Annotated in this window: 22 protein-coding genes and 1 pseudogene; 15 read left to right on the top strand and 8 right to left on the bottom strand. The window is 57.4% G+C overall.

Annotation, left to right across the window (positions count from 1 at the left end; genetic code table 11):
- Positions 1 to 38 precede the first annotated feature (38 nt).
- Positions 39 to 314, bottom strand: a complete 276-nt coding sequence (locus HZB34_00225; protein ID MBI5314378.1) for a hypothetical protein — start codon at positions 312 to 314, stop codon at positions 39 to 41.
- 144 nt (positions 315 to 458) lie between these two features.
- On the bottom strand, positions 459 to 689 hold the full coding sequence (locus tag HZB34_00230) for a hypothetical protein (GenBank protein ID MBI5314379.1): 231 nt from the start codon (positions 687 to 689) through the stop codon (positions 459 to 461).
- A gap of 214 nt (positions 690 to 903) precedes the next feature.
- Between HZB34_00230 and HZB34_00235 the strand changes: the two genes are divergently transcribed.
- Complete coding sequence (locus tag HZB34_00235; protein MBI5314380.1) at positions 904 to 1,740, top strand: hypothetical protein; 837 nt, start codon at positions 904 to 906, stop codon at positions 1,738 to 1,740.
- Positions 1,741 to 1,782: 42 nt separating this feature from the next.
- Positions 1,783 to 2,802 (top strand): hypothetical protein, encoded by a 1,020-nt coding sequence (locus HZB34_00240; protein MBI5314381.1) that lies wholly within the window; start codon positions 1,783 to 1,785, stop codon positions 2,800 to 2,802.
- Between the two features lie 342 nt (positions 2,803 to 3,144).
- On the opposite strand, the gene HZB34_00245 is transcribed toward HZB34_00240, so the two are convergent.
- The gene (locus tag HZB34_00245) at positions 3,145 to 4,407 is read right to left on the bottom strand and encodes an ISNCY family transposase (protein MBI5314382.1); all 1,263 of its coding nucleotides are present in this window, start codon (positions 4,405 to 4,407) and stop codon (positions 3,145 to 3,147) included.
- A 626-nt stretch (positions 4,408 to 5,033) separates the two neighbouring features.
- On the opposite strand from HZB34_00245, the gene HZB34_00250 reads away from it, so the two are divergent.
- From HZB34_00250 to zwf, 4 genes are all read left to right on the top strand, one after another.
- Complete coding sequence (locus tag HZB34_00250) at positions 5,034 to 6,302, top strand: TolC family protein (protein MBI5314383.1); 1,269 nt, start codon at positions 5,034 to 5,036, stop codon at positions 6,300 to 6,302.
- A gap of 15 nt (positions 6,303 to 6,317) precedes the next feature.
- A complete protein-coding gene (locus HZB34_00255) occupies positions 6,318 to 7,541 on the top strand; it encodes an efflux RND transporter periplasmic adaptor subunit (protein MBI5314384.1) in 1,224 nt (407 codons plus the stop codon).
- Between the two features lie 2 nt (positions 7,542 to 7,543).
- Positions 7,544 to 10,687 carry an efflux RND transporter permease subunit gene (locus tag HZB34_00260; GenBank protein MBI5314385.1) on the top strand — a complete coding sequence of 1,048 codons (3,144 nt, stop codon included), beginning with the start codon at positions 7,544 to 7,546 and terminating at the stop codon, positions 10,685 to 10,687.
- 262 nt (positions 10,688 to 10,949) lie between these two features.
- Complete coding sequence (gene zwf / locus HZB34_00265) at positions 10,950 to 12,413, top strand: glucose-6-phosphate dehydrogenase (protein MBI5314386.1); 1,464 nt, start codon at positions 10,950 to 10,952, stop codon at positions 12,411 to 12,413.
- 235 nt (positions 12,414 to 12,648) lie between these two features.
- On the opposite strand, the gene HZB34_00270 is transcribed toward zwf, so the two are convergent.
- Positions 12,649 to 13,134 (bottom strand): hypothetical protein, encoded by a 486-nt coding sequence (locus tag HZB34_00270; GenBank protein MBI5314387.1) that lies wholly within the window; start codon positions 13,132 to 13,134, stop codon positions 12,649 to 12,651.
- Between the two features lie 163 nt (positions 13,135 to 13,297).
- Between HZB34_00270 and HZB34_00275 the strand changes: the two genes are divergently transcribed.
- On the top strand, positions 13,298 to 14,755 hold the full coding sequence (locus HZB34_00275) for an RNB domain-containing ribonuclease (protein ID MBI5314388.1): 1,458 nt from the start codon (positions 13,298 to 13,300) through the stop codon (positions 14,753 to 14,755).
- 33 nt (positions 14,756 to 14,788) lie between these two features.
- Here the strand turns inward: HZB34_00275 and ylqF are convergent, their stop codons facing one another.
- Together ylqF and HZB34_00285 are read right to left on the bottom strand one after the other, a co-directional pair.
- Positions 14,789 to 15,679, bottom strand: coding sequence for a ribosome biogenesis GTPase YlqF (ylqF, locus tag HZB34_00280; protein MBI5314389.1), 891 nt, complete (start codon positions 15,677 to 15,679; stop codon positions 14,789 to 14,791).
- Between the two features lie 112 nt (positions 15,680 to 15,791).
- Positions 15,792 to 16,739 (bottom strand): hypothetical protein, encoded by a 948-nt coding sequence (locus HZB34_00285; protein MBI5314390.1) that lies wholly within the window; start codon positions 16,737 to 16,739, stop codon positions 15,792 to 15,794.
- Positions 16,740 to 17,102: 363 nt separating this feature from the next.
- Between HZB34_00285 and HZB34_00290 the strand changes: the two genes are divergently transcribed.
- A complete protein-coding gene (locus tag HZB34_00290) occupies positions 17,103 to 18,326 on the top strand; it encodes a potassium/proton antiporter (protein MBI5314391.1) in 1,224 nt (407 codons plus the stop codon).
- Between the two features lie 132 nt (positions 18,327 to 18,458).
- On the opposite strand, the gene HZB34_00295 is transcribed toward HZB34_00290, so the two are convergent.
- Positions 18,459 to 19,403 (bottom strand): glutathione S-transferase family protein, encoded by a 945-nt coding sequence (locus tag HZB34_00295; GenBank protein MBI5314392.1) that lies wholly within the window; start codon positions 19,401 to 19,403, stop codon positions 18,459 to 18,461.
- 525 nt (positions 19,404 to 19,928) lie between these two features.
- On the opposite strand from HZB34_00295, the gene HZB34_00300 reads away from it, so the two are divergent.
- The 5 genes and pseudogenes from HZB34_00300 (at position 19,929) to HZB34_00320 (ending at position 22,685) form a co-directional block, all read left to right on the top strand.
- Positions 19,929 to 20,288, top strand: coding sequence for a hypothetical protein (locus tag HZB34_00300; protein ID MBI5314393.1), 360 nt, complete (start codon positions 19,929 to 19,931; stop codon positions 20,286 to 20,288).
- Positions 20,289 to 20,456: 168 nt separating this feature from the next.
- Complete coding sequence (locus tag HZB34_00305) at positions 20,457 to 20,822, top strand: hypothetical protein (GenBank protein MBI5314394.1); 366 nt, start codon at positions 20,457 to 20,459, stop codon at positions 20,820 to 20,822.
- 448 nt (positions 20,823 to 21,270) lie between these two features.
- Positions 21,271 to 21,929, top strand: a pseudogene (locus HZB34_00310) (ORF6N domain-containing protein).
- A gap of 175 nt (positions 21,930 to 22,104) precedes the next feature.
- A complete protein-coding gene (locus HZB34_00315; GenBank protein ID MBI5314395.1) occupies positions 22,105 to 22,401 on the top strand; it encodes a type II toxin-antitoxin system Phd/YefM family antitoxin in 297 nt (98 codons plus the stop codon).
- On the top strand, positions 22,398 to 22,685 hold the full coding sequence (locus HZB34_00320; protein MBI5314396.1) for a type II toxin-antitoxin system RelE/ParE family toxin: 288 nt from the start codon (positions 22,398 to 22,400) through the stop codon (positions 22,683 to 22,685). Before HZB34_00315 ends, HZB34_00320 begins: the two co-directional genes overlap by 4 nt.
- Positions 22,686 to 22,694: 9 nt before the next feature.
- On the opposite strand, the gene HZB34_00325 is transcribed toward HZB34_00320, so the two are convergent.
- Complete coding sequence (locus tag HZB34_00325; GenBank protein ID MBI5314397.1) at positions 22,695 to 23,645, bottom strand: PilZ domain-containing protein; 951 nt, start codon at positions 23,643 to 23,645, stop codon at positions 22,695 to 22,697.
- Positions 23,646 to 23,880: 235 nt separating this feature from the next.
- Between HZB34_00325 and HZB34_00330 the strand changes: the two genes are divergently transcribed.
- Both HZB34_00330 and HZB34_00335 read left to right on the top strand, forming a co-directional pair.
- Positions 23,881 to 24,426: a hypothetical protein gene (locus tag HZB34_00330; protein MBI5314398.1), complete on the top strand. Its 546-nt coding sequence runs from the start codon at positions 23,881 to 23,883 to the stop codon at positions 24,424 to 24,426.
- Between the two features lie 191 nt (positions 24,427 to 24,617).
- Entirely contained in the window at positions 24,618 to 25,256 is a 639-nt protein-coding gene (locus HZB34_00335; GenBank protein MBI5314399.1) for a porin family protein, read from the top strand.
- Positions 25,257 to 25,266: the final 10 nt, after the last annotated feature.

Genomic DNA, 25,266 nt, shown 5'->3' on the forward strand with positions numbered 1-25,266 from the left:
CCTCATGAAGTGAGGGATAGGGGTAGGGGAACGGGAATCTATTGAAGAGGTTCGGGAGCCAGTCGCTTGACCGAGGTGACATGGTTACCCGATACGGCAACAACCTCGACCAGGTCGCCGACTTTCAGTAACGGGTCCAGCGGGGTGCCTTTGTCGAGCGGGATGAGAACGCTTGTGCCTTCCGCAGATTTCACGACCATGAGTTCACTGGTCAACATCAGTATTTCGCCGCGCACCTTCGCGGCCGGCGCAGCCGGGCTTGATTCGGATAGGACTGAAGCCGGGGCAAGACACAGGAGTGTCGCGGCGAGCATAAGACCCAGACAGCGTCTCTTCAATAAGGAGCGATCAAGCCGACGCCGGTCTGAGTTCTCGGTTGAGAGGAATATTCTCACGGGAGAGCCTGTGTGGCAATCCGGCGAGGGGTGCGGCGATCCGCCGCACCCCATTGGATCTGTCTACTTGCCGCCCTGGTCTTTCTTTTCATCCTTCTTGTCATCGCCGAACACGAGCTGTCCACCCTTGTCCTTCTTTTCATCTTTCTTCTCATCCCCGGAAAGTTTTGGGGTTGACGCATCCTTCTTATCCTTTTGCTCGGTCGGGGCCGGCTCGCTGGCAAACGTCAGGGTGGACAGCGTGCCGAAGCTCAGAAATGCCACCAATGCCATCAATCCACTTAACCGTTTCATAAGAACCTCCCAAAATAAAAGAATGAATGTAGCAACTGTGGCCATGCCCCATGCACGACCCACACGTAACGTATAAACGATATCAGCGTGCTGCAATCGGCTCAACGGATAAAATCGGCGGGCAGCCGGTCATATTTGTCCAATGCGCACGTGATTGAGAGGAGGCATAATGCTTTTGAGCGAAGATCAGCGCGCACTGAATAGAGACCAAGGAATGTCTGATTGGACGACCACAGTGGGTCGGCTGAACGAGGTGGTATCGACGCCTGAAGAATTCGATCAAGCCGTTTCACAGGCCTTACCGGTTCTTCTGGACCGGGCCACCAGCTACACGAAGCGTTTTCTACGGGAGACCGGCCAGTGGAGCGAGGATGTTGCGCATGAGAAATTTGTCCTGCGTTGGGGCGCCGAATACCTCGAGCGGTTTCTCATGTGCGGACGTAGTGAAGTGCCGTGCCGGCCGTTGTTTCTCCTGGACTCAATGGTGGCCAAAGAACATAGCCGGCCCGAGCCCTTTTGCTATCATCCGGACTTGCTGACACCGCTAGGCCGGTTCCTCGACGGGATCGTGGCACGGGCCGCCATCAGCCGTGACGCACTGATTGCGTTGTACCATCACTGCTATGGATTCGGTCCGGGGGCTGTCATTGCCGTGACAGGCTTGAACGGATCGGAAAGCCAGCGTATCTACAAAAACTTTCGGCGCTGGCGGGACTCCGGCTGGCAACGGGCGATGGACGAGGGAGGCATGACCGAAGCCGAATTGAATGAACTCAGCAGCCAGCAGGAGCGTCACCCTCAACGATTCAACAGCGAGAGCGAGCGGCTTATCCGTTTCGCGCAGGCCCACTACCGCAAAAGTGAACCGGGCCATTATCCCTGCCTCTCCCGACCCCAGTGGGAGGAGATGTTTACGCAGGGATACGGATATGATTACCGGATCTGGCATCTCGCACTGTGCCTGGACTGCATGCAGACGGCGTGGGCTCTGGGCTCCAAGGGAACACCGGCCGTCGACAAGCCACGAGTGGAACTGCGTGTGCGGCCTTAGGAAGGCTGCGCGACATCGAATGGGAGGACCAGAGGAGGGCGTATGGAACATGAACAAGAGCTGGCGGAATATCGGGCCTGTCTCCTCAAGGCGTTGACCGTCAGTACCCACCGCTCTGCGTGCAGCGTATCGGACCCGATTCATGTTTTTGTCAACGAGCGGCGTGTCGGACTGCTTGACGGAGCAGGAGCTGAGGCGAGCCTACAACTACAGAGCCATGTGCGCATCGACACGATCGAGCTTCGGTCGGAAGACGGAGTGCTGCTCGGTGGACTTTTTGCTTCCGAGTACGGATTCAAGATCAGCCGAATCCCTCTGAGGAGAGACACCATTGAGATTCGAGTGCAGAATTACGCACAGGGCGGCTCGGTCAGCGCATTGTTTATTCCTGCCCCGAGCCCTTGGCGTCGTGCGCGTTTGGCACTGGTCGGCATGGCCGACGGCAGGACTCCGCCTGCAGTCAACTTCGCCAGGTCAGGGATGTGGGCCATTGCATTCACGCAAGTCCTGCTAGCGGTCGCGTTGGTCGTCCTGATTGCCGACCGGTTCACCGGCGGGGTGATGCCTTCTCGTACGCCTCCTCCAATCACACAAACAACGGCACAAACAGAAGTTCCTCCGGGTGCCTCGCTGGCAGAAGTTGCCAGGTTCGATCAGCAACTAGTAAGGCTCTCGGGGATTCAGACTAAAGCCCTGGAAACCATTCAATTGCAACAACAGGGGATGGCTCAACTTCAACGGGCGATGGCCAAATTGTCTTCCACTCAAGAGACGCTCGCATCCAGCATGCTGAGTGTAAAGGAAGAGCTGGAGCAACGACAGAAGGGTGTGGGGCGAGACGCCGATCGTATAAAACGCGTGATCGTGGGCCAGACGAAAAATGTGCGGGAACAGCTGGAGGCTGAAATTCACAGCCTCACAGTAGGGAACGACCGGCTCTCGAACGAATTGTTCCAACTACACCAGAACAATCGGCAACTGATAGAGCAGATGAAATCAGCGGGTGTGGATGTCTCGAAGGCCACACCTCCGACTTCGCGAGAAGCTGAGGATGGCGAATAGAGAAACGGAGCTCAACCGCCGCAGATGGTCGAGCTGTGCAATTCGCGATACCTCAGCAGTCCCTCTTGTCCCGGCCCGCTTTCAGCCATGGTAATGGGCCCCCTGAGCCTTCCCTTCGGACTGTCGCGAGGTTGATGATCGTCAAACGGGCGACTGGAGGGAAGCTACTTTGAAGAATAGCCCGCTGAAGATGACAGAGCCAGTACCGATCTCGCGACGCGGTTCTGCGATTTCGCGACAAACTATCATGAATAATGCGGGTTAACAGTTTTTCTGTAGATAGCAAGTTAACTTGTCCGGTGTATGTAGCCCATGATCTGTCCGGTTCTTCTCCTCGAGTGTTTAGCGTTGCGCTGACATCGTGTCGCGCGCCGTGGCCCTAGGATCAACGATCGGCCGGGCGCTCGACCGAGGGGCCAGGGTTTTTCGGCGGTGGGCCTCGACCTCGGGCTCGATCAGCCGGCCATCTGCGTGGTAGCGGGCCAAGCACCGGGGACCATGAAACACGGCGAGGGTGCCATCCGGATACGCGTGGACCCGCACGGTGACCTTCACATAATGGAACCGAGGGGGATCCTGGGGGATCTGCAAGCTCAGGCCCTGATACCGCACGGTGTTGTCGTTGGCTACGCCCCGCTCCTCCTGGACACACAGGATCTCGGCCAGGTGTGGGCCGACCCACGGGATGAAGGCCGTGCCGGGTTCCGTCGCCCGCACCATAAACCGCGCGTTATGCTGGGGCAGGAACTGCTCGGTCAGATACCGGTTGGCCGCCGCCATCTCGGTAATCCCCGCCAGCGCCAATTCTTTCGGCAGCCGATCTTGCAGGGTGCGGAAGGCCCGCTCCGACCGGCCCCGCGCTTCCGGCGAATAGGCGGGAATGAGCGTGATCCCTAATTGCTGTAAGGCGCGGTGTACTTGCGTCAGCCGGGTCTTGTCCACTCGGCCCCCGGCCGCCTCGGTGTACCAGTAGTGGGACCCCCGGTCCGTATAGAGCGAACTGAAGAGCCCCTGGGTCTCGATGACCTCACGCAGGCCACGCAAACTGCTCAGGGTCCCTTCTTCCTCGACAAAGAAGGCGGAATAGATGTGGTTCGTCGCATCATCCAGCGTCACGATCAGATCCCACCGACCGCCCGGCCCCCACTCATGGGGCGAGCCGTCTTGGTGGAGCATCATGCCCGGCCAGGGTTTCCGCGGCCGCTTCTTCCGATGGGCGCCGCGTCGGGGCGCCCGCACCACCTGCCCCGCAGCCTGCAGGGTCTTCTTGGTCCAGCCATAGGACCGCGTCCCGCCATGGTCGCTCTGCCAGCGCTCGTGGAAGTGTTTGACGGTCCAGCCGGGATAGCGGGTCTCGTACAGCGTCAGCATCGCCACCACGTCATCGACGGGCACCGCCCGGGCCGACGCACGGCCGATCCGTCGATCCTGCACCCCCTCGGCCCCCTCCGCCTCATACCGGCTACTCCACCGGCGAAAGGTCCGCTCCGTCACGCCCAGCATCTCGCCCGCCTCCGCCATCGTGATCGCCCGCCGTTCTCGCCGCGCGTACAGCTCCTCAAACCGCATCTGTCGCACCGCCTGTAGGACGGTCGCCCGTGTCATAGTGGCCCTCCTTGAGGGGCCACCCTAAACCGGACAGATCACGTGCTACAAAAACCGGACAGATGATGTGCTATCTACAGGGTTAACAGTTTTTCTTGTAACGAGTGCTGAGAGAAGGGTACTATGACGGTGACTGTTTCGACGATGCCACAACTGTCATGGGGGCTGCTCAGAACATGTCAATGAACTTATCGGCAGCCTCGTCGAATTGATGGGACATCGTGTGGCAATGATCCGTTCATGTTTTTCGGTCCTGGTCCTCACGCTGCTGTTGTGCAGTGTGTTCCCGGTTGAACAGATCGGGTGGGCTGTCGAGAGCACATGTGGGTCAACGGATGGAATGGGGCATGAACAAGCTTGCGGATTCAGTGACACCGGGGCGGCGACCGAATCCGAGGGCGATTCGCCACAAGAAACGCCGGACGAGTATGTCGCTTCTAGAGTGAGTGTGCCGGATTGTCGATCAAGCCGTTTGCATGCCTGGATGACCAAGATTTCTTCTCCTGTCCTACTGGTTTCCCGACTCTTACATCCCCCGACCCCACTGAGCTAGCGCAACCTCGATGGTTTGTTTCGTTTTCGATCTCGATCGGACGATCACATCGTGACTCCGAAGGAGGCAGCATATGCCGGCGCGATTTTTAAACTGGGTCATAGCGGTGATGACCGTAATGGTGGCGGGAACGGGTGGGGCGTTGCTACCGTCTCTCGTTCAGGCGAAAGAACCGATGCCCACGTTTGAACTCGACCGCATCATCGACTTGGCATTGGAACGGAACCCGCTGATCGCGGGCGCTCAGAGTGTAATACTACAGAGCGAAGGTTTGCGGACCCAGGCAGGCGCGTTTCTCAACCCCACGGTCGCCTATCAGACGGCGAACGGATTAATTCGTGACCCCGCCAACGGGGACAATAGGATCGAGCATAACATCACCGTGTATCAGCCGGTGGAATACCCGGGCATGCGGGCCGCCCGTCAGGAGGCAGCGGCCGCTGGTCTGGCCAGTGCGACGGTTGGCCTCGAAGAATCCAAGCTCAATCTCATTGCGGCGGTGAAGACGGCATTCTACGAACTCCTCGTGGCGGAACGGACCGTAGACCTTCTTCAACAGAACTTGGAGACCGTTCAGGATGTTTCGCGTATTGTCAAAGCCCGCGTCCGGTCCGGTGAGGGAGCGCAATTCGAAGTGATAAAGGCGGAAGTGGAAGTGCTCAAAGCCAAGCAGGATTTGACAAAAGCCAAGAATGCCGTGCGCGTGAAACTCGTCGGCTTGGACACCTTGACAGCAGGAGGCTTGGGGGCTCGATACAAGGTGCAAGGAGATTTCCGGTCACTCCGTGACCGTCTGGATCCGGAGCAGATGGCGGCGAGGGATTTCTCACAACATCCCATTCTCCAGCGCCATGGGAAGTTGGTGGAGCAGGCTGAGTTCAGCGTCTCGAAGGAGCGGCAGGCCCGTGTACCGACCGTAACTCTGTGGGGCGGGTTTGCCAGAGAAATAGGCCGCGAGGCAGTGTTGGGGGGCCTGAGTCTGCCGACGCCTGTATGGTATCGACAGCAGGGGCATATCGCGACGGCACTCGGTACTCAGCGGAAAGAAGAAGCGGAGCTGATTCGAGCCAGGAATGACCTGAGCCGCGAACTGAATCAACATGCGCGCGAAGCGGAAACGGCGCAGGAACAGATCCTCGTCTACGAGGAAGGTCTGTTGAAGCAAGCGCAAGAAACACTTCGCATTGCCCAGTTGAGTTTCCGTCAGGGCGCTTCCAGCCTCCTGGATGTTCTCGATGCCCAACGGGTCCAACGCCAGATCACCGTGGATTACAATCAGGCTCGTTTCGAACTCTCTCTGGCGCTCACGCGATTTGAACGAGCCCTGGGCGGTCCACTCTAGTTGCAAAGGAAGCTGATGACCACTCCTAGCCAAAGTCTCGACCAATGCGCGCACCGGCGAAGTTGTCTAGGCCTGCTGTGCAGGGGATTCTTCGGCCTGCTGCTGTTGATATCACCCATGGGTTGCGACCGCGCGCCTGCCCCGGCAGAAGGAAACGGGCAGAAACATTCGTCGGACAATGTCCATCTTGTTCGTCTTCCGCTGGAAGCGATTACCAAGTCTGGTGTGTCGATGGAGCGGGTCAGCCGAACAGCTTTTCGCACCTATCGTGACTTTCCCGGCGTTGTGCGGCCAAACGAAAACGCATTGGCGAATATTACGACTCTCGTCCGTGGGCGGGTGGCGGAGGTCCATGCCGATTTGGGACAGGCAGTCTTGCCCAAGCAACTGCTGGCGGTGCTCCATAGCAGTGATCTTGGGCTCGCCCAGTCCGCGTATCTAAAGGCCCGCGCGCGACGGCATGTCGCGGAACAGGCCTTTCAACGGGCGCAGTATTTGTACCAGGAGAAAGTCATCGGTCAGGCCGAGTTGCAGAGGCGAGAAGGAGAGATGATCAGTGTCCGTGCCGAGGCTCAGGAGGCGCACGAAGGACTCCGGTTGCTGGGCATGGAGGACAAGGAGATTCGGACCTTGGAGCAGACCCAGAAGATCCGCTCGCAAATCCCCATTGTGGCGCCCTTTGCCGGCCGGGTGATCGCGCGTGATCTCACGAAAGGTGAACTCGTCGATACCACCATTAAACTGTTCGTGGTTGCCGATCTCTCCACGGTGTGGGTGGTCGGGAATGTGGCGGAAAAGGATATCTCCTACTTGCACCGTGCGACCGTCTCTCCCAATGAGCCGGTCGAGATCCATGTGCCTGCGTATCCTGACGAAGTATTTCAGGGGACCGTCACCTATGTCGGCGATGTCCTTGACACAGCGACGCGGACCATGGCCGTGCGCCTGACCGTGGCGAATCCCACCGGTCGTCTGAAGCCGGAGATGTTCGCCACAATCCGCGTCTTGTCCGAGCCAGAAGATGCCCTGGTCGTTCCAGAGACAGCAGTCCAACGCGATCGGGATCACACCTTCGTGTTTGTGCAGAAGGAACCTGGGGTTTTTGAAGCAAGGACGATCAGAGTGGGTAACAAGAACGAGACCCTCGCCGAGGTTCTCGAAGGGGTGAAGGAAGGAGAAACGGTCGTCCGGGAAGGAGCCTTTATCTTGAAATCCGAGCTGTTGAAGCCTAAAGACTGAGCATGGTCGACAAACTTCTTGAGTTTTCTCTCCGCCGTCGCGTCTTGATCCTTACATTGGCCGGGTTTCTCACTCTTCTGGGGGCCTATGCCTTCCGCACCATTCCGATCGACGCCTTTCCCGATGTGACCAGCGTGCTCGTCCAAGTGGTCACCAAAGCGCCTGGCTTGTCCCCGGAGGAAGTCGAGCGGCTGGTGACCTTTCCCATCGAACAGCAACTCACCGGGGTTCCGCATCTGACGGAACTACGCTCGCTCACCAAAGTCGGACTGTCGTTAATGACGGTGGTGTTCGACGATACCATGAACATCAACCTGGCCCGCCAACTCGTGCTCGAACGGTTGATCGAGGTGCAGGAGAACTTACCGCCAGGGTCTGAACCGAGCATGGCGCCGAACAGCACCGGACTGGGAGAGGTGTATCAGTACTATCTGGAAGGCCCTCCGCATGCCGGGCTGGACGCTGCTGCTGCGGAACACGAATTGATCGAGCAGCGGACCGTCCAGGACTGGGTCATCCGGCCGTTTCTGAAGGCTGTGCCTGGCGTGATCGACGTCAACGCCCAAGGCGGGTATGTCAAACAGTACCAGGTGCTCGTCGAACCGGGGCTGTTGCACAAGTACGACATCTCTCTGCACGACGTGTTCGTTGCCGTGTCAAACAACAATGCGAATGCCGCAGGCAACATCCTGGAGACCCATGCTGAAAAGTATATTGTCCGCGGCGTGGGACTGATCAAGAAACTGAGCGACATCGAGGACATCGTCGTGAAGGAAGTGGGAGGCACTCCGGTGCACATTCATGACGTCGCCCAAGTTCAGATCGGCCATGCCATTCGTCATGGGGCGGTCGTCCTGAACGGTCAACGCGAGGTGGTAGCAGGGATCGTGCTGATGCTGCGCGGCGGAAACGCCCGCGACGTCGTGGAGGGCATCAAGGCCAAGCTCGACGAGATACGGGACAAGGGTATGCTGCCGGCAGGTTGGAAGATCGTGCCGTTTTACGATCGTATCGAACTGATCTCGGCCGCCTTGAAGACCGTCTATAAGGCGCTGGGTGAGGGAATTCTCCTGGTGGTGGTTGTGCTGTTCCTGTTCCTGGGCGATACGAGGAGCGCCTTGATCGTGGCGGCGACACTCATCCTGACGCCGCTCGTGACGTTCTTCGTGATGGATCAGTTCGGTCTCACGGCCAATCTAATGTCTCTGGGCGGCCTGGCCATCGCCATTGGCATGATGGTCGACGCGTCCGTGGTGGTGGTGGAAAATGTCCACCGGCATCTGTCCGACCCCCGCCACCAGGGCTTGCCCAGGAAGTCCATCATCCTCAATGCCGGTCGGGAAGTCGCCCGCCCCGTGGTCTTCGGCATTTTGATCATCATCATCGTCTTTATGCCGATTCTCTCTTTCGAAGGCATGGAAGGCAAAATGTTCAAGCCGATGGCCTATACCATCATGATCGCCCTCATGGTGTCGCTCATCCTCTCGATCACCCTGTCGCCGGTCTTGTGTTACTTGTCTCTGCGGGCAGGCCACAACGACCCGGATCCCTTGGTGCTCCGATGGGCCAAGCGCGCCTACATTCCTCTGCTGCGCTGGGCCTTAGGACATCGGAGCATCGTACTGACCACGACGGCGCTCATGCTGGTAGGGAGTCTCGCACTCTTTCCATATTTAGGGACGGAGTTTGTCCCCATTCTGAATGAAGGCACCATGGCCCCCCTCACGATCCGGTTGCCGAGCATTTCTTTGGGGCAATCGATCAAGATTGAAAAAGAGGTGCAACAGGCGGTCATGGAGTTTCCCGAAGTGCAGATGATGGTGTCCAAAATCGGACGCACGGAATTGGCGAATGATCCGCAAGAACCGAACGAGAGCGATTCGGTCGCGATGTTGACTCCGATCGACACCTGGACGACGGCCACCACAATGGCGGGCCTGAAAGAGCGAGTGCGTGAACGGCTGGCACGGGTGCCCGGCGCCAACTTTCTGATCAGCCAGCCGATCCAGCAGCGGGTGGACGAATTGATTTCCGGGGTGCGCGCCGAGGTGACGGTCAAACTGGTCGGACATGATTTGGACGAGCTGCGTCGGACGGGGGATCAGATCGCCGGCATTCTCCGCACGATTCGAGGTGTGAAGGATCTCAAAGTCGAGCAGCTCTTCGGCCAGCCCTATATCACGATCGATATCGATCGGGGTAAGATCGCGCGACACGGCATCAACGTGGCGGATATACGCGAAATCATCGCGACCGCGGTCGGAGGAGAAGCCGCAACCAGGGTGTACGAGGAGAATCGGCGATTCAATTTGATCCTGCGGTTTCCGGAACAATATCGGAACAGTATCGAGACGATCGGGAACATTCGACTGTCGGACCGCAATGGGGCCTTCATCCCACTCGGCGATCTCGGTACCATCCGGATGCACGAAGGACCAGGACGGATCAACCGCGAGAATCTCCAGCGGTACCTGCCGGTCAGCTTCAATACCCATGGACGGGATATCGGGGGTATTGTCGCTGAGGCGCAGGAGCGGATGGCCCGAGAGGTCCGACTCCCGGAGGGATACCATGTCGTCTGGGGTGGATCGTTCGAAAATATGCAACGGGCGATGGCCCGCATCAAGATCATCGTTCCGATCACCATCGCCGTGATTTTCGTGCTCCTGTTCTCGTCGTTTTCCTCGCTGAGGCAGGCGGCATTGATCATTCTCAATCTCCCCTTTGCGCTCATCGGCGGAATCGTCGCGTTATGGATTACAGGGGAGTATCTGAGCGTGCCGGCCTCAGTCGGATTCATCAATCTGTTCGGCGTAGCTGTCTTGAACGGCATCGTGCTGGTATCCTATATGAATTCGCTTCGCCAGCAGGAGGGAAAGGATGTTCGGGAGGCGGTGCTGACCGGTTGTGTGATGCGCCTCCGGCCCGTCTTGATGACGGCGCTGGTCGCGTTGCTGGGACTTGTGCCGCTCGCCCTTTCTCAGGGGATTGGATCGGAGGTCCAACGGCCTCTGGCAGTCGTGGTGATCGGTGGACTCGTCAGTTCGACGTTCCTGACTCTTGTGGTCCTGCCGGTGCTCTATCAGTGGATAGAAGGCCGAGTTGCCCCTCCGAAGTCTCCAACGATCGTTGCAACCGGCGATTGACCGACAGGACAGATTGGTCAGTACAGCGTGGTTGCCGCGCTCATCCGGGAGAGCGCGGTGAAACCACTGGGTATGGCTGATCGGGTCTGTTCGGTCTATCTGGTCTATCCGGTTTCTCTGGTTATCCGCCGAATCCGGTCCAACCACACACACGAGATAGACCAGACAGGCCGAATAGACCCAATAGCAGTCTTCACAGACAGGTGGATTGTTTCAGCGCCCTACAAGGGACTGTTGACCGTGCACCCGGAGGATTTCGCACATGTCGGAACATCAGGTTGAGCCCCACATCTTCGCCATCATCGGTGCAACCGGCGATCTGACGCGCCGGAAGCTTCTTCCCGCCTTGTACCATCTGCGCGATCAGGGGGTCCTGCAAAACCGCAACACGCTGATCGTCGGCGCCGCCAAACCCGAGATGGGCGAAGAGGAATTCCGGCGCTGGGCCATCGAAGGTCTGCGGCAAGCTGGTTGGCCTAATGAGTCGGAGCTGCGCGTTTGGTGCGAAGAGAGTCTTCACTACCAGACCTTGCATGAAGGGGGAGTGCAGGACTATGGGGCATTGGCTATGTGCATCCGACGGTTGGAGCAAGCGCACAATATGCCGGAGAATCGAGTGTTCTATCTGGCGTTACCACCGGACGTTGTGCCCATCGTCATGGAGAGGCTGGATCAGGTGGGGCTGCTCAAGAGCCACGGCTGGGTCCGTGTCGTATTCGAAAAGCCCTTTGGCCACGATTTTCACTCTGCCAGGCGCCTCAACACGACCCTGCATCAATATATCGAGGAATCCCAGATCTACCGTATCGATCATTACCTCGGCAAAGAGACGGTGCAGAACCTCCTGGCGTTTCGCTTCGCGAATCCGATCTTTGAATCGCTTTGGAATCGCAACATCGTCGAGAACGTGCAGATTACTGTTGCCGAAGATCTCGGCATGGAACATCGCGGGGCATACTACGACCAGGCCGGGGCATTCCGCGACATGGTTCAGAACCATCTGACCCAGCTCATGACGGTCGTGGCGATGGAAGTGCCGGTGTCCTTCGATGCCGCTTCGATTCAGGGTGAAAGACTGAAAGTCCTCCATTCCATTGCTCCAATCATTCGCCATGACGTCGTCTTCGGGCAATACACATCCTGGGAGATCGCCGGTCAGAGGATTCCCGGCTATCGTGAGGAACCAGGGGTTCCGAGTGATTCGACGACAGAGACCTATGTTGCTCTGAAAGCAGAAATTCACAACTGGCGATGGAAGGGGATTCCTTTCTATCTCAGGACCGGCAAGCGCTTCCCGCGCAAAGTCACCCAGATTGCGGTAACCTTTCGCGAGGCGCCCACCCAAGTGTTTCGATCCCTTGAGCCTGGCAGTATTTCACCCAATCAGTTGTTGATCATGCTCCAGCCCAACGAGGGATTTTCGCTCTGTTTCTCCGTCAAGAGCCCAGGGAGGCCCTTTCGCTTGAGCGACCATGCGCTGCAGTTCGACTATGGAAAAGCTTTTGGCCAGATTCCCGAAGCCTACCAGACGCTGCTCCGTGACGTGATGGTGGGAGATCAAACTCTCTTCGTCAGCGCGGATTTCACCGAGACGGCATGGCGCCTCTATGCTCCACTATTGACCGGGGAGAAATCTCTCCATTTCTACACTGCCGGCACCTGGGGACCCAGCGAAGCGGATGCGCTGCTGGAAAAAAACGGGCACCGGTGGGGATTAGGCTGGTGAGGAGAGGGAGTGGCCAGGTGCCCTTCTTGCTCGCAGAGGGCGCACGATCAGAATGTGCTCCCTCGATGCGCGCAGTGGAAGACCAATCAGCCCCCAACCCTGAGAGATAACGAGCAAGCTTGGAGGGAGCAATTATATCGTTCGAGGCACACAGGGGGGGGACCAATCAGGGCACCCCTGTGTGGAGAGGGCGTGTGAACGTGGACGGGAGCGAGGGTGACCTTAGGATGTAGCGCTACGACGTACGAGCTCGTTTTCTCCGGCTTCCATAGGCCATCCAGGCGCCGAATAGTGCGCCGAGGATAATGCTCAGTGCGTCCAAGATGTATCTGTACCAGCCTTCCGGACCTATGACTGCGTCAGCCTTGAACGCTTCAAACCATATGAAACCCAGGAGCGCTACTGCTGCGGCTGATACAAGCGCTGTCGTAATGGTCGCCACCTGTTTGTGATACTGTGGGACGACGTAGATCGTCATAGCCACAAGAGAAGCAGCGGCTACGATTCTGGTGATCGCGATAATGTATGTGCCTGTAATCAGCATTCCATCCATATCGGGCGCTTGCCAAAAAGCATCGAGCACTTCGTAGCCATGGATTAAGCCGAATGCCATTTCAATGGTCTGGTTTGCTCCGAACCAGGCCAAGAGACCGGCGGGAACGGCGATAGCCCATCGAAGGTATGTAATGGCTGGGTTGTTACGCATAGGTTGAGCGGGCATAGAGTGATTCACCGGTTATGTTTATGGAGACAGCCGTAGCGTGGGACCACGCTGAGCCCCTATCATATAACTGGAACACATTCAGAACGCAATCGGGACTATGCCCCTCCGTCCGACCTTCTGGCGTAGACGAACTGATGACTCACTCAAGATTGGGGGCGAAATGAAACATCATCGTGCAGACCTTAAGAGCATTGCTCGGCGAGCCATGATCGAACGCGGCCTCTTGCCGGATTTTTCTGCTGCTGCGATGGCTGAGCTTGCTCATATAGAGGCAGTGACCACCGACCGGCACTCAGACATCCGTGACCTGACAGGTCTCCTGTGGGCCTCGATCGACAACGACGATTCCCGAGACCTCGACCAACTCACCGTGGCTGAACCACGCCCTGATCGGTCTGTGAAGGTCCTGGTCGCAATCGCCGACGTAGACGCACTGGTCACGAAGGAGTCAGCCCTGGACTCTCATGCCAAACACAATACGACGTCGGTCTATACGGCCGGCGACATCTTTCCCATGCTGCCGGAAAAGCTGTCGACCGATCTGACCTCTCTCGGCGAAGGGCAAGATCGTCTGGCGATCGTCGTGGAGATGGTGGTGGCGGAAGATGGATCGGTCCTCAGCTCGACCCTCTTTCGGGCCTTGGTCCGCAACCATGCGAAACTCGCCTATAACAGCGTCGCTGCGTGGCTGGCTGGGGAGGCGCCGGCGTCTGAACGGATCGAGGCTGTCTCCGGTCTCGATGGGCAGCTCCGTCTCCAAAGCCGGGTCGCACAGCAGCTCAAGGCACGACGGCATGAGCAGGGGGCGCTGAGTCTTGAAACCATTGAGCCACGAGCTGTATTTGAGGGTGAGGTGCTAACCGGTCTCAGGGTGGAGCAGAAGAATCGCGCCAAGGAACTGATCGAAGATTTTATGATCGCAGCGAATCAGGCGACGGTGTCCTATCTGAAAGAAAAGGGTGTACCCTCTTTCCGCCGCATCCTGCGCTCTCCCGAACGCTGGCAGCGGATTATCGAAGTGGCAGCGCGGTGGGGTGGGCAGTTACCCCCGGAGCCTGACGCCACTGCGCTTGAAGCGTTCCTTGTCACACGGCAGCAGGCAGACCCACTCAGATTTCCCGATGTATCTCTAGCCATCGTCAAGCTCATCGGCAGAGGCGAATATGTGCTTGATCAGTCGAAGGATGGCGCGCCCGAACATTTTGGGCTCGCGGTGAAGGGGTATACCCATTCCACGGCTCCCAACCGGCGCTTTCCCGATCTCATTACCCAGAGACTGATCAAGGCGGCGCTGGCCGGTGCGCCGATGCCGTACAGGCCGGAAGAACTGAAGTATCTGGCCGGCCACTGCACCGAGAGAGAAAATGATGCGGAGAAGGTCGAACGGCGGCTTCGCAAATCCGCCGCCGCCCTTTTACTCGAATCGCGGATCGGGCAGCGGTTCGACGCCATCGTGACCGGGGCGTCGGACCGCGGCACATGGGTCCGCCTCCTCGAGCCACCGGTCGAAGGTAGATTGGCGATGGGCGCGAGCGGCCTCGATGTCGGAGACAGCGTGCGAGTGGAGCTCGTGAGCACGGACGTCGAACGAGGGTACATCGACTTCGTCAGAGCTTGATGGTGAGGAAGTGCCGGACTCTGGTTTGTCTGGTTAGAGAGGTGTACCTGAGAAGCTGTCCATGTCGCCCTGCTCTTCTGCCCGTCTATCCGGTGTCTCCAAGCTGGTGCGGCCGAGTGTGCCGCTGCGGTAGTCCGACAAGAGTATCCTCGCTGCTTTATCCCGGTCTATCCCTCCGCCGCTTCTGGTCAGTAGGCAGCCGCGTTTCTTGCCGATGGCGTCGATCACCTCCGTGCTCGTCAGCCCCTCCACCGCAAAACCGTAACGGGCCGTGAGCCTGGCCGGATAGCGCGCAAGCAGGATGGCGGCGAGAAATTCTGCGACCGCTTCGTCATCGACGGCCGTATGGCCCACCGCGTTGATCGTGGCGAGCAGGAGACCTACGTGAGGATCTTTGATGGTGCCCCACAACAGTCCGGGCGAGTCGGTAATGGCCATGCGGTCGTTCAGTTTGTGACGTTGTTGGACTTTGGTTACGGCTGGTTCGTCGCCCACGCGAGCGACGTGGCGTTTGAGGAGCATGTTCATCAGGGTCGATTTACCGACGTTAGGGACTCCCATAATCAGCATGCGCAGCGGCTTTGCACTGCTGTTGCGATGGGGGGCGAGCGGCTGACAGAACCGGGGTATCTTGGCGGCATCGCCCGCATGTTGACAAGAAAGGGCGACGGCACTGACCCCCGGTCGACGGTTAAAGAGGTCGAGCCAAGCCTGAGTGACGGCAGGATCTGCGAGATCAGATTTGTTGAGGATTTTTAGGCTCGGACGTTGGCGTGTCTGGCGCAGCTCTTCGATCAGCGGATTGCAGCTGGAGTTCGGAATGCGTGCATCCAACACTTCAACGATGACATCAATGACCTCCATCGTCTTGGCCGCTTCTTTGCGCGCCGTATTCATGTGGCCCGGGAACCACTGGATGGACATGGGGGACAGACTTTCCAGAAAAATGAATTGACCTGTAACAGGCTGCTGAAAAGGTCTGCCGGACCAACTGGGCTTGCCCCGGACGTGCTGGTCTTGTGTCAGGCTGATTGGGTCAGCCGAGTTGAGCCGGTTCAGCGATGAGTTCAAGCGGCTCCAGCAAGTCTCCGACTTCTTCGAACGCCGCCTCGATCTCAAACCGCTCTCTCCGGATCTCGTTGCCGGTTTTACTTCGGTACACCAGCTCGTCCGTGTCGAGATCATATTCCGGAATCCCGCCGCTCTCCCATCGCTGCACGAAGTAGTGGGCATAGAGGGTATAGAGGCCGTGGTCCTTGTTGTTGTGCCGGAGGACATACTCAGGCATGGTCTGGACATCCAGATCGGCATGGTAATGCTGGAGCCAGAGGTAGTCTCCGAGGATCACCAATTTCATCAACGGAGAATCCGAGTAGAGCTTGAGCTTGACGGCCTTCCCCATAACCTTCAGCCGCTTGAGGAGTTGGATGCTTTGCCGAACTTCTTCCCGAAATGTATCCAGCGTGAACTCGGGATGGTTGATCGCCTGTATGCGTGCGCTCGCTTCCTGGCTGTAGGGGTTGACCAGCATGATTCTGGCTCCCAGGCACTTGTCGAGGACTGACGACAGACCTCCCACTTGATCTACAAAGGTGCTGTGGCCGCTTGACCCGATGATCGAGATGGTTCGGCCTGTGCCCTGCTCTTCCTTGAGTTGCTTGATGTGCCGTTGTGCTCCACGCGTGCGGCGCGGAAAGAACGAGACGAGGCCGGCGCCGGTCGCCACATTGGCGAGGGCCCGGTCCCGCATGCTGCGATGGAAGTAATTGAGGCAGACGATCAGGAGGATCGCCACCGTCACCTCCACGGCGATGAGCGAGAGCGTGTCATGTTCGACCCGCGACCAGAACGATAAAAACTGTTTCGCGCCTGCCGGGAGCAAGAGCGCAATGCCCGCACTCAGCGCCACAACGACTATGTGATAGACGCTTCCTGCGGTATTGCGGAGGAATGTTCGGACTGTTGACTGTAATTCTTGAAACAACGATTCACCTCTTTAAATTATAAAAGCTACCGCCGTGCCGATGTCAGGCTGGCAATTCGAGCGATGGATGGTTACGCCTTCGGCGGAATGCTCGAGAGATGCAGGACGGCTGCGTGCGGGCAAAAAAAAGATCGCGTCAGATTTCGTGTCTGCTGGAGGACTGCAGCCTCCGAGCACGGAAGGTCTTACGCGATCACATCGCACTCTACCACGAACGTATCAGCCACGCAAGTGTAGGTAGCACATCATTTCCATGAGACAAGGCAACAGTTCGTCGTCGCATCTTCTGGCTAGCGTGATTTGGTCGCCTGTGCTATAGACCGCATCGACTAGCTCTGAACAACCTCAATAGCCAATGACACTATGCCGATGTCCCTTGAGTGGATCTTCATCATCCTCTCCGCCCTGGTCATTCTCAGCGTTTTGACGATCAAGTTCTCGATTCGGTTTGGCGTCCCCTCGCTGGTCTTGTTCATTGCCATCGGCATGTTGGCTGGATCCGACGGTCCCGGCGGCATCGAGTTTGACAATCCGTATCTAGTGCAATCGATGGGCATCACTGCTCTCGTCTTGATTCTGTTTGCGGGAGGATTGGAAACGGAATGGGCGGGGGTGCGTCCGATCTTATGGAGGGGGTTGTCTCTCTCGACGATCGCGGTTCTACTCACCGGGCTGCTGGTCGGGGTGTTTGTCTCCTGGGTCCAGGGGTTCTCGTTCCTGGAGGGCCTCTTGCTCGGTGCAATTGTGTCGTCTACCGATGCCGCAGCCATCTTCATGATGCTCAGGTCGCGGAACGCCAATCTCCCCAAGCGATTGACTCAATTGCTCGAATTTGAGTCCGGTAGCAACGATCCGATGGCGGTGATGCTGACGATCGCGCTGATTCGACTGTTGATGGAACCCTCAACGTCCTTCGGAGAGCTTGTTGCGTTCTTTGTGGTGGAGATGGTTGTCGGCACGGTGGTGGGCATCGCGATGGGGGAGATCATGAGACGGGCGTTCAATGCGCTCGACTTGCGGGTGGAGGGCATCTATCTGGTGCTGTCGGTGGCGCTGGTGCTTATGACATACGGCCTGACCACGTTCCTGCACGGGAGTGGGTTTCTTGCCGTGTACCTGGCCGGGCTCAGCATGCAGCGAAAGCCGTTTGTTCATCAGCAGAATGTCTTGCGTTTCCACGACGGTCTGGCCTGGCTGATGCAGGTCACCATGTTTTTAATGCTGGGTCTACAGGTATTCCCGGCCAGGCTCGTGCCGGTCGCCTGGGTGGGCATCCTGGTTTCTCTCTTCCTGATCATCGTCGCCCGCCCTGCGGCTGTCCACCTGTCGCTGGCTTTTTCGTCGATGCCGTTTCGGGAGCAGACTCTTGTCGCTTGGGCGGGACTCCGTGGGTCCGTGCCGATCATCCTAGCCACGTTTCCCTTACTGGCCGGGGTCAAGCAGGCCGACACGATCTTCCACCTGGTGTTCTTTATTACTCTTACGTCTGTCTTCATACAGGGGACGACCATCGTATGGGCCTCACATCTGTTGAAGATTGATGCCTCTCCACAGGATGAAGCTCACACTAGCCTGCCAAAGCCTTGAAGCTTGAACGGAATCGTACAGAATTCGTTGATCCAAACAACAGATGAGCTTCTTCCTCTTGTGTAGTTGGTCTGTTTGGTTGAACGGGTTTATCCAGATAGACCAGACAAACCGAATGGACCGGACAGACCGTTATCGCAAGAGTTGGCGACTGTGGGGAGCGGTGAGATCCTGCTCGGGACCAAGGGGGACGATACGAGTCGGATTGATGTCGTCGTGGGTGATGTAGTAGTGCCGTTTGATGTGGTCGAAGTTCACGGTCTCGGCGATGCCGTCCGTCTGGTAGAGGTCCTTGAGATAGCCGAAGAGGTTCGGGTAGTCGATGATTCGCCGGAGGTTGCACTTGAAATGGCCGTGGTAGACGACGTCGAAGCGCACAAGGGTCACGAACAAGCGCCAATCGGTTTCGACGAATTGTGAGCCGAAAAGATAACGTTGGCGGGCCAGTCGGGCTTCGAGTTGATCGAGCGCTTCGAAGAGGCGCCGCACGGCCCGTTCATAGGCCTGCTGTGATGTGGCGAATCCTGCGCGATAGACTCCGTCGTTCACGTTTTCGTAGATGAAGGTATTGAGGTCGTCGATTTCTTTCCTGATTCCGTCCTGATAGAGATCGATCGTGCTTTCGGTGAAGCGATTAAATTCCCCGTTGAACATGCGCATGAGGTCATCGTCGGAATTCGTGACGATTCGTTTTGTCACCCGGTCCCACAAGACGGGAACGGTGAATCGTCCCCGATAGTTCGGATTGGTAGCCTTGTAGGCCTGGCTGAGGAACTGGAATCCGTTGACGGGATCGAGCGAATGGCCAGGTCCTTCGCGGAAGGCCCAGCCCCGCTCGTCGCGGATCGGATCCACGACCGTCATGCCGATGACGTCCTCGAGCTTCTTGAGTTTCCGCACAATGATCGTCCGATGGGCCCAGGGGCAGGCCCAGGAGACATAGAGGTGGTACCGCCCTCTCTCCGCCTGGTAGCCGGAACTGCCGTTCGCAGTTACCCAGCTTGTAAAGGCATCCGGTTGCCTGATGAAGCAACCCTCGATGTTCTGCTCGTCGGGAAACTGTGCCTGAATGGCCATCGTCGAGCTCCTGCTTTTTTTACAATACCATATTACGTGGCAAGACAGGGAAGGAGGGGATGGGACCTGATGATCTTCTGTGCTCGCGCAACGCGCGGTCGAAGAAGGAACGTCGCAAGGGCGTGAGGAGCTTTCTTTGCTCCCGGAGCGCGCGCCCTCAGAAGGGCCTCGCTCGACGGCCGCAGTCGAAAGCTCCTCACGCCCTTGCTTGGCTTGTATTGACATGGAGCAGGGAATACAAATGGACGCGCGCACTGGAAGACCAATCAGCCCCCAGCCCTAGAGAGATTAGGGTCGCTCGAAGTGCGCAATGGGGAGCGCGCCAGCCGCCTCGCTAGATATAGGTATAGAGATGGGAAATTTCTCGCTCGGTGCTGTTGAGGCGGATTGACTGGGGCAATCATGAAAAGTAGAATATTACGAACTTCTCTACGGAGAACGGCTAGTATTCAGCCAGGAAGATATCCCGTAGGGGATGGTAGTAGCACGGTCCATTCAGTTCGTTCAAACAAGGAGGTCAAGGAGATGATGGGACGTATTTGGTTCATGGGTTTAGGGATTGCACTCACTACCGCTCTCAGCGTGGCGCCGGTATTCGCTGGAGATAAGCCGGCAAAGGCGCCGGTGGAGGATGGATCGAAGTTGATGATTACGTCTCCCAAGGACGGGGACAAGGTCAGCGACACGTTCGAGCTGAAGTACGACTTAACCAAGGGCTCCCAAGCGACGCATGTCCATGCCTATGTGGACGATGAGTATCAGAAGGGTTTTGCTGGAACAGTGAAAAATCTGAGCAAGGGGACGCACAAAGTCACTGTGACCGGCGCCACCAAGGACCATGATCCCGTCACTGCCACCCACAGCATCACGGTCGACGTGCAATAGGACCACCGTCAGTTATCTTCAGGGCCACCAGAGCCTCTAAGATAAGGAGGCTCTGGTGGGCTCTATGCTTCCTCCATTGCAATGGGCAATCAGATTTGACGAGAAAACATTCCGCAGTGGATGGTAGTGTGGAGTATCGGCCTAGTCGGCCCAAAGAAGGAGGTCGCGATGCAGACGATGGGGCGTATCTGGTTCATGGGGTTAGGGATTGTGTTAGCTGCTTGTCTCAGTGGAGCCTCAGTCTTTGCAGAGGATAAACCGGTCACCCCGCCAGTAAAACATGCGCCGAAGGTGGTCATTACCTCTCCCAAGGATGGGGATAAGGTCAGTGACAGTTTTGATTTGAAGTACGAGCTGGCCAAAGGTTCCGACCCGACGCATGTCCATGTCTACGTGGACGATGAATATCAGAAGGGTTTCTCTGGAACACTGAAGGGCCTGAGCAAGGGGACTCACCAGATCACTGTGAAAGGCGCCACCAAGGACCACGATACTGTGGCGGCCAGCCATACCATCACAGTCGAAGTGGAATAGGGCGGCAATCAGTTCAAACATCAGGCTTTCCCAAGTAACTGCCTTGTCTTAACCACCGGATATTCCTCCCGTACAACGTCGGCAGATAGATATGATCAGCTGGTCTGGTTTGTCCCCGGTGCCGTGCATTGCGCGCTCTCAGAAGGATGGGAAGGGCAGCCTGGTCGTCCTCCTGCTCGCGGAACGCGCACGATAGGAATGTGCTCGTTCGACGCGCGCAGTTGAGGATCGACCAGCCTACCCTTCAAGGGCTAGACGAGCCCCCACCCTTACCTCCCCGTAAATACTTCCATTTCAACTTTTTGCTCATTGACTTGTGACAACAGAGACAACGAGGTTCTGTGGCGCACAGGAGGACCTTTCTATCAGGAAGAGAACGGACATGGCCGTGCCAATACTGAGCAAACAGGTTGAACGAACCATTCTGCTGATCCGTGGACAGCCCGTGATGTTGGATACAGATCTGGCAGCGCTCTATGGCGTCCCTGCCAAAACGCTCAACCAGGCAGTAAGGAGAAACGTCTCCCGCTTTCCTGCTGATTTCATGTTCCAACTGACAGAGAAGGAAGCAACCGCTTTAAGGTCACAATTTGTGACCTTAAAGACAGGCCGTGGCAACGCAGAAAATACCGCCCCTACGCCTTTACAGAACAAGGGGTGGCGATGCTTTCGAGCGTGCTGCATAGCGAGCGCGCCATCCAAGTCAATATTGCCATCATGAGAACGTTCGTTCAGCTTCGAGAAATGATCGGTTCGGGGAGAAACAACGGAGTCATTCTACATATCTCGGAGCGTGGGGGTGGGGCTCGGAGCGGATGTCACCGGAGGAGCGGGGACCCGTCGAGGCGTGGCCAGCGCCCATTATTCATGGGGGGTCGTGACGAAACTGTGGAGACGCCGAGCGAGACGGGCGCGTGGAGCTTCGAGAGACCGAGGCGTACTCGAAGCAGTACGTCGAGGTCAGGAGGGGCGAGCCCGCCCGCCAGCATGTGGCTTGTGGGCATGCTGGCTTGTCGCAGCTGCGTATCCGCAGTTGCAGTAGAAGCCCGCATGAATAATGTGCGCGAAGAAGGAAAGCTGGAACTGACTGAAGGCGTGCGCGCCTGAAGGAATTCGAGAAGGGTTCCGCCGCGACAGGCCCGAACGGGTCGCTCCGGGAGGTGCGGGAGCGGCTGAGCCCCACCCCCGCGGCAGCTGATTATCCTGCCTGGTTGACGGCCAATTATCCCCTGGGATATTCTGATGACCAGAATTATGGTCATATCGATTCGAGAGGCAGGTCATGGCTAAAACATTGCCGCTATCAGAAGTAAAGACCCGGTTGCCTGAATTGGTCGCCGCGGTAGATGAGCGTGAGGAGGAGGTTGTGGTTACGAAGAACGGCCGGCCTGCTGCCGTGCTAGTCAACGTTCAGGAGTATGCCCGTCTCAAGGAGACGCTGGATGTGCTCAGTGATCCTGCTCTGATGAATCAAATCGCAGAGAGCCGGGCGTTTTATCGAACCGGCAAGAAGGGGCTTTCGTTCGAGGATATCTTTGGTGAGCCGATGACTCCTGTGAAAAAGCGCCGTACTGCGTGACACCTTTTCGACCCGTCATTCCTCCGCATGTGGGCGAGGTCATTCGTTCCCTCCATCCCGACTTGAAACGATCGGTCAAGGCAGCGAGTCGTGCTATTGCCTCTGATCCCGAATGTGGCGAGCCACTGCGCCGTGAGCTTGACGGGCTGTGGAAATTCCGTGTTCGCCGATTTCGGATCGTCTATGCCATCGACCGCAAGGGGCACACCATCCGGCTCATGGCTGTCGGCCATCGCCGATATATCTACGAAGAAGTCGCTGCTCAGCTGCACAAAAAGAGCTGAATGGTTCCTTCACGCGGCCTGCGTTCTACAGAGCTGCGAGATTTGTCGCTGAACACCGGGGCGAATATTCGTGAAGACCAGGCCGAACTCCTGAGGACTGGTCCAGCGAACCGTGGCGCTGTCGATGATGAATGGATTGGCCGCATCCTGTGGGAAGATGCAACATTCCAAGTCTGCCCCGACCAGAACGGCCACGGAACTCCTGACGCGACATCCCCACGGTGAGAGGTCACGCAACTCGCCTTCACCGGCCACCGTTCGACCCCTTGAGGAAAAATGGTTGCGCAGACGGACCGGCACTCGGGGATGCCGCCGACTCTCGACCCTGCGATCCCGCGGTGCCGGGTGACTCTGTGGCTTCTGCCTGAAGGCCTGAGATGGCTGTTCGCTTGCTGTGTCGAGAGCGTCGGCGCTCTGTGTTTCGAAGACGCGCCGGCTCATCAAACCGTCTGCCTTCCGGCTTAGCCACTGGCCTGCCTGTTCCAGGACAGCAACCATCTGCGGCTTCAACTGTCGGCCACGTGTGCATACCTCATCGATCCAGGTCTGCCACGAACCCTGAGCCGATGGAACTGGCCCGCTGCCACCTGCCCTTAGATGTTTCATCCGTTCCTCCAGGTCGCCGAACCCCGGGTCCTCTTTCTTGATCCAGGCATAGATCTTGAGACATTCCTCGTAGCGGCCTAACGATTCCAATGTCTGGCCCATGTGATAGAGGATGTGGCGTTCTTCTTCGGGTGAGAACGTGCGTGTCGCCAACCCTTGCCGGAAGGCCATGACTGCTTCCTCTGGGCGACCGGCGGCACTCAAACAGAGGGCGATCTGGACTTGCGCTTTTCCGGTATAGTGAGGATCGACGGAAGCTTTTCGGAAGTCGTCGATCGCTTGATGGAACATCTGCACTCGCTTAAGCACAAGCCCATGTTCATAGCGCTCGCCTGCGGTCATCTGTTTGTCCATGCCTAATCCCCCCTTGGCCTGTTTGCCCGCCATCGCCCTATGCGCCGCGTGAAGAGGAAAGCAAGACTGACGCCTTGAATGAATGCCGCAATTTCAACTACTTGTCTGGTTGGAGCCGTCTGAGATGCGGAGGAAGAACCCAACAGGGTGATCCCAGATGGTACGCGATACTTGTTAGAGACGATCCCTCTCGCCAGTTCAGCTTCAGCACAAGATCTGATATATACCGGTCGGCATGGATTGGTGGTTAATACTTGGCCTGGTCTCTTTTCTCATTGTCGTGGCCATTGCTTCGTTCTATTTGTATGTATTTGTGAGTCGAACGAAGAAGGAGTTCCGCGCGGCTCAGCCGGATCTTCGGGTGACAAACATGGCAACGATGAGTTCAGGGAATGTTCTCACAGTTTATCCTGAGCTTCAGAATCTGGGCGGGGGTGTGGCATACGATTGTCTTCTGCATATGGGCGGGTGGGAAGGGAATTTCTCCGTCAAGAAAATCTATCCTCGGGGTCCAAAAGGTCAGAAGCACGTGGCATCCATCGTATTGGGCCCGGACGCTCCAATTCGCACAACACTTATGGGCCATGGCTATATCAGGCTGCGGTATCTGGACCGCTGGGGGCAAAAGTACGATTGCTGGTATCAGGTGACTCAAGTCGGAATTGGTGATGCCCCTCTCTATGATATTCAAATCGACTTGGAGCATCCGGAATTGCAGGAGCCCCACCCATCGGTCTGGGAGATGCGAAGGTTCCTTCGAGCTGTCCCTTTGCCAGGATGACCGGGAAAGCGCTTCAATGAAACAATGCAGTTAGCCGCAACTACCTCCCGCCTCACTCCGTACGCTTCTCCTTACATACCTTCATGATTGCGTCTGAGCCGCGAACGGAACGGCCTTTGCAGGGGCTATACGCAATCAGGCGGCCTGGTAGTAAGATGATAGGGAGCCTTTCACAGGGAGATCACTTCACTGTGGAGACGAAGATTCGGATTGCCGTTGGCCTTCTCGCAGTCTGGCTCTCGATCGCGACCTTCGGAATACCTGGCTCCGCCTCTGCTGAAAGGTATGTGGCTGGAATGGTTGGGGTCACCTTCGCGGATCAACTCACCGATATCTCCGGAACGAATATCAACGCGGGGCTTCGAGCCCCCGATTTTGACCTCCAGAATTCGATCAGTTATGGGGCCAAGCTCGGATACTATGCTGAGCACAGTTGGTTCGGGGTTGAGGGCGAAGTCCTGCAGAGCACGCCGCACATCAAAAACTTGGATGACATTCCCGGGGTCCATTTGAGTCTGACCACGGTAGGAATCAACCTTCTTGCCCGGTACCCGGGACGCACCTTTCAGCCATATGCGGGGGCCGGTGTGGGTGCGGTGATTGCCCACATCAGTGACTCCACCACAACCCGAAGTGATACCAGTGTCAACGGTGGATGGAATCTGCTTGCAGGCCTGCGCGCATTTGTCACCCCCTACGTTGCAGTCTTTACCGAATACAAATATACAGGGGCCACATTGCGATTCGATGATGCGTTCGTCGCTGGGGGAGGATTTGAAGGAGACTACAGGGCACAGAATATTTTGTTCGGCCTCTCCTATCATTTCTAGGAGTAGATAT

It is taken from the genome of Nitrospirota bacterium (assembly GCA_016219645.1).
Lineage (GTDB): Bacteria > Nitrospirota > Nitrospiria > Nitrospirales > Nitrospiraceae > Palsa-1315.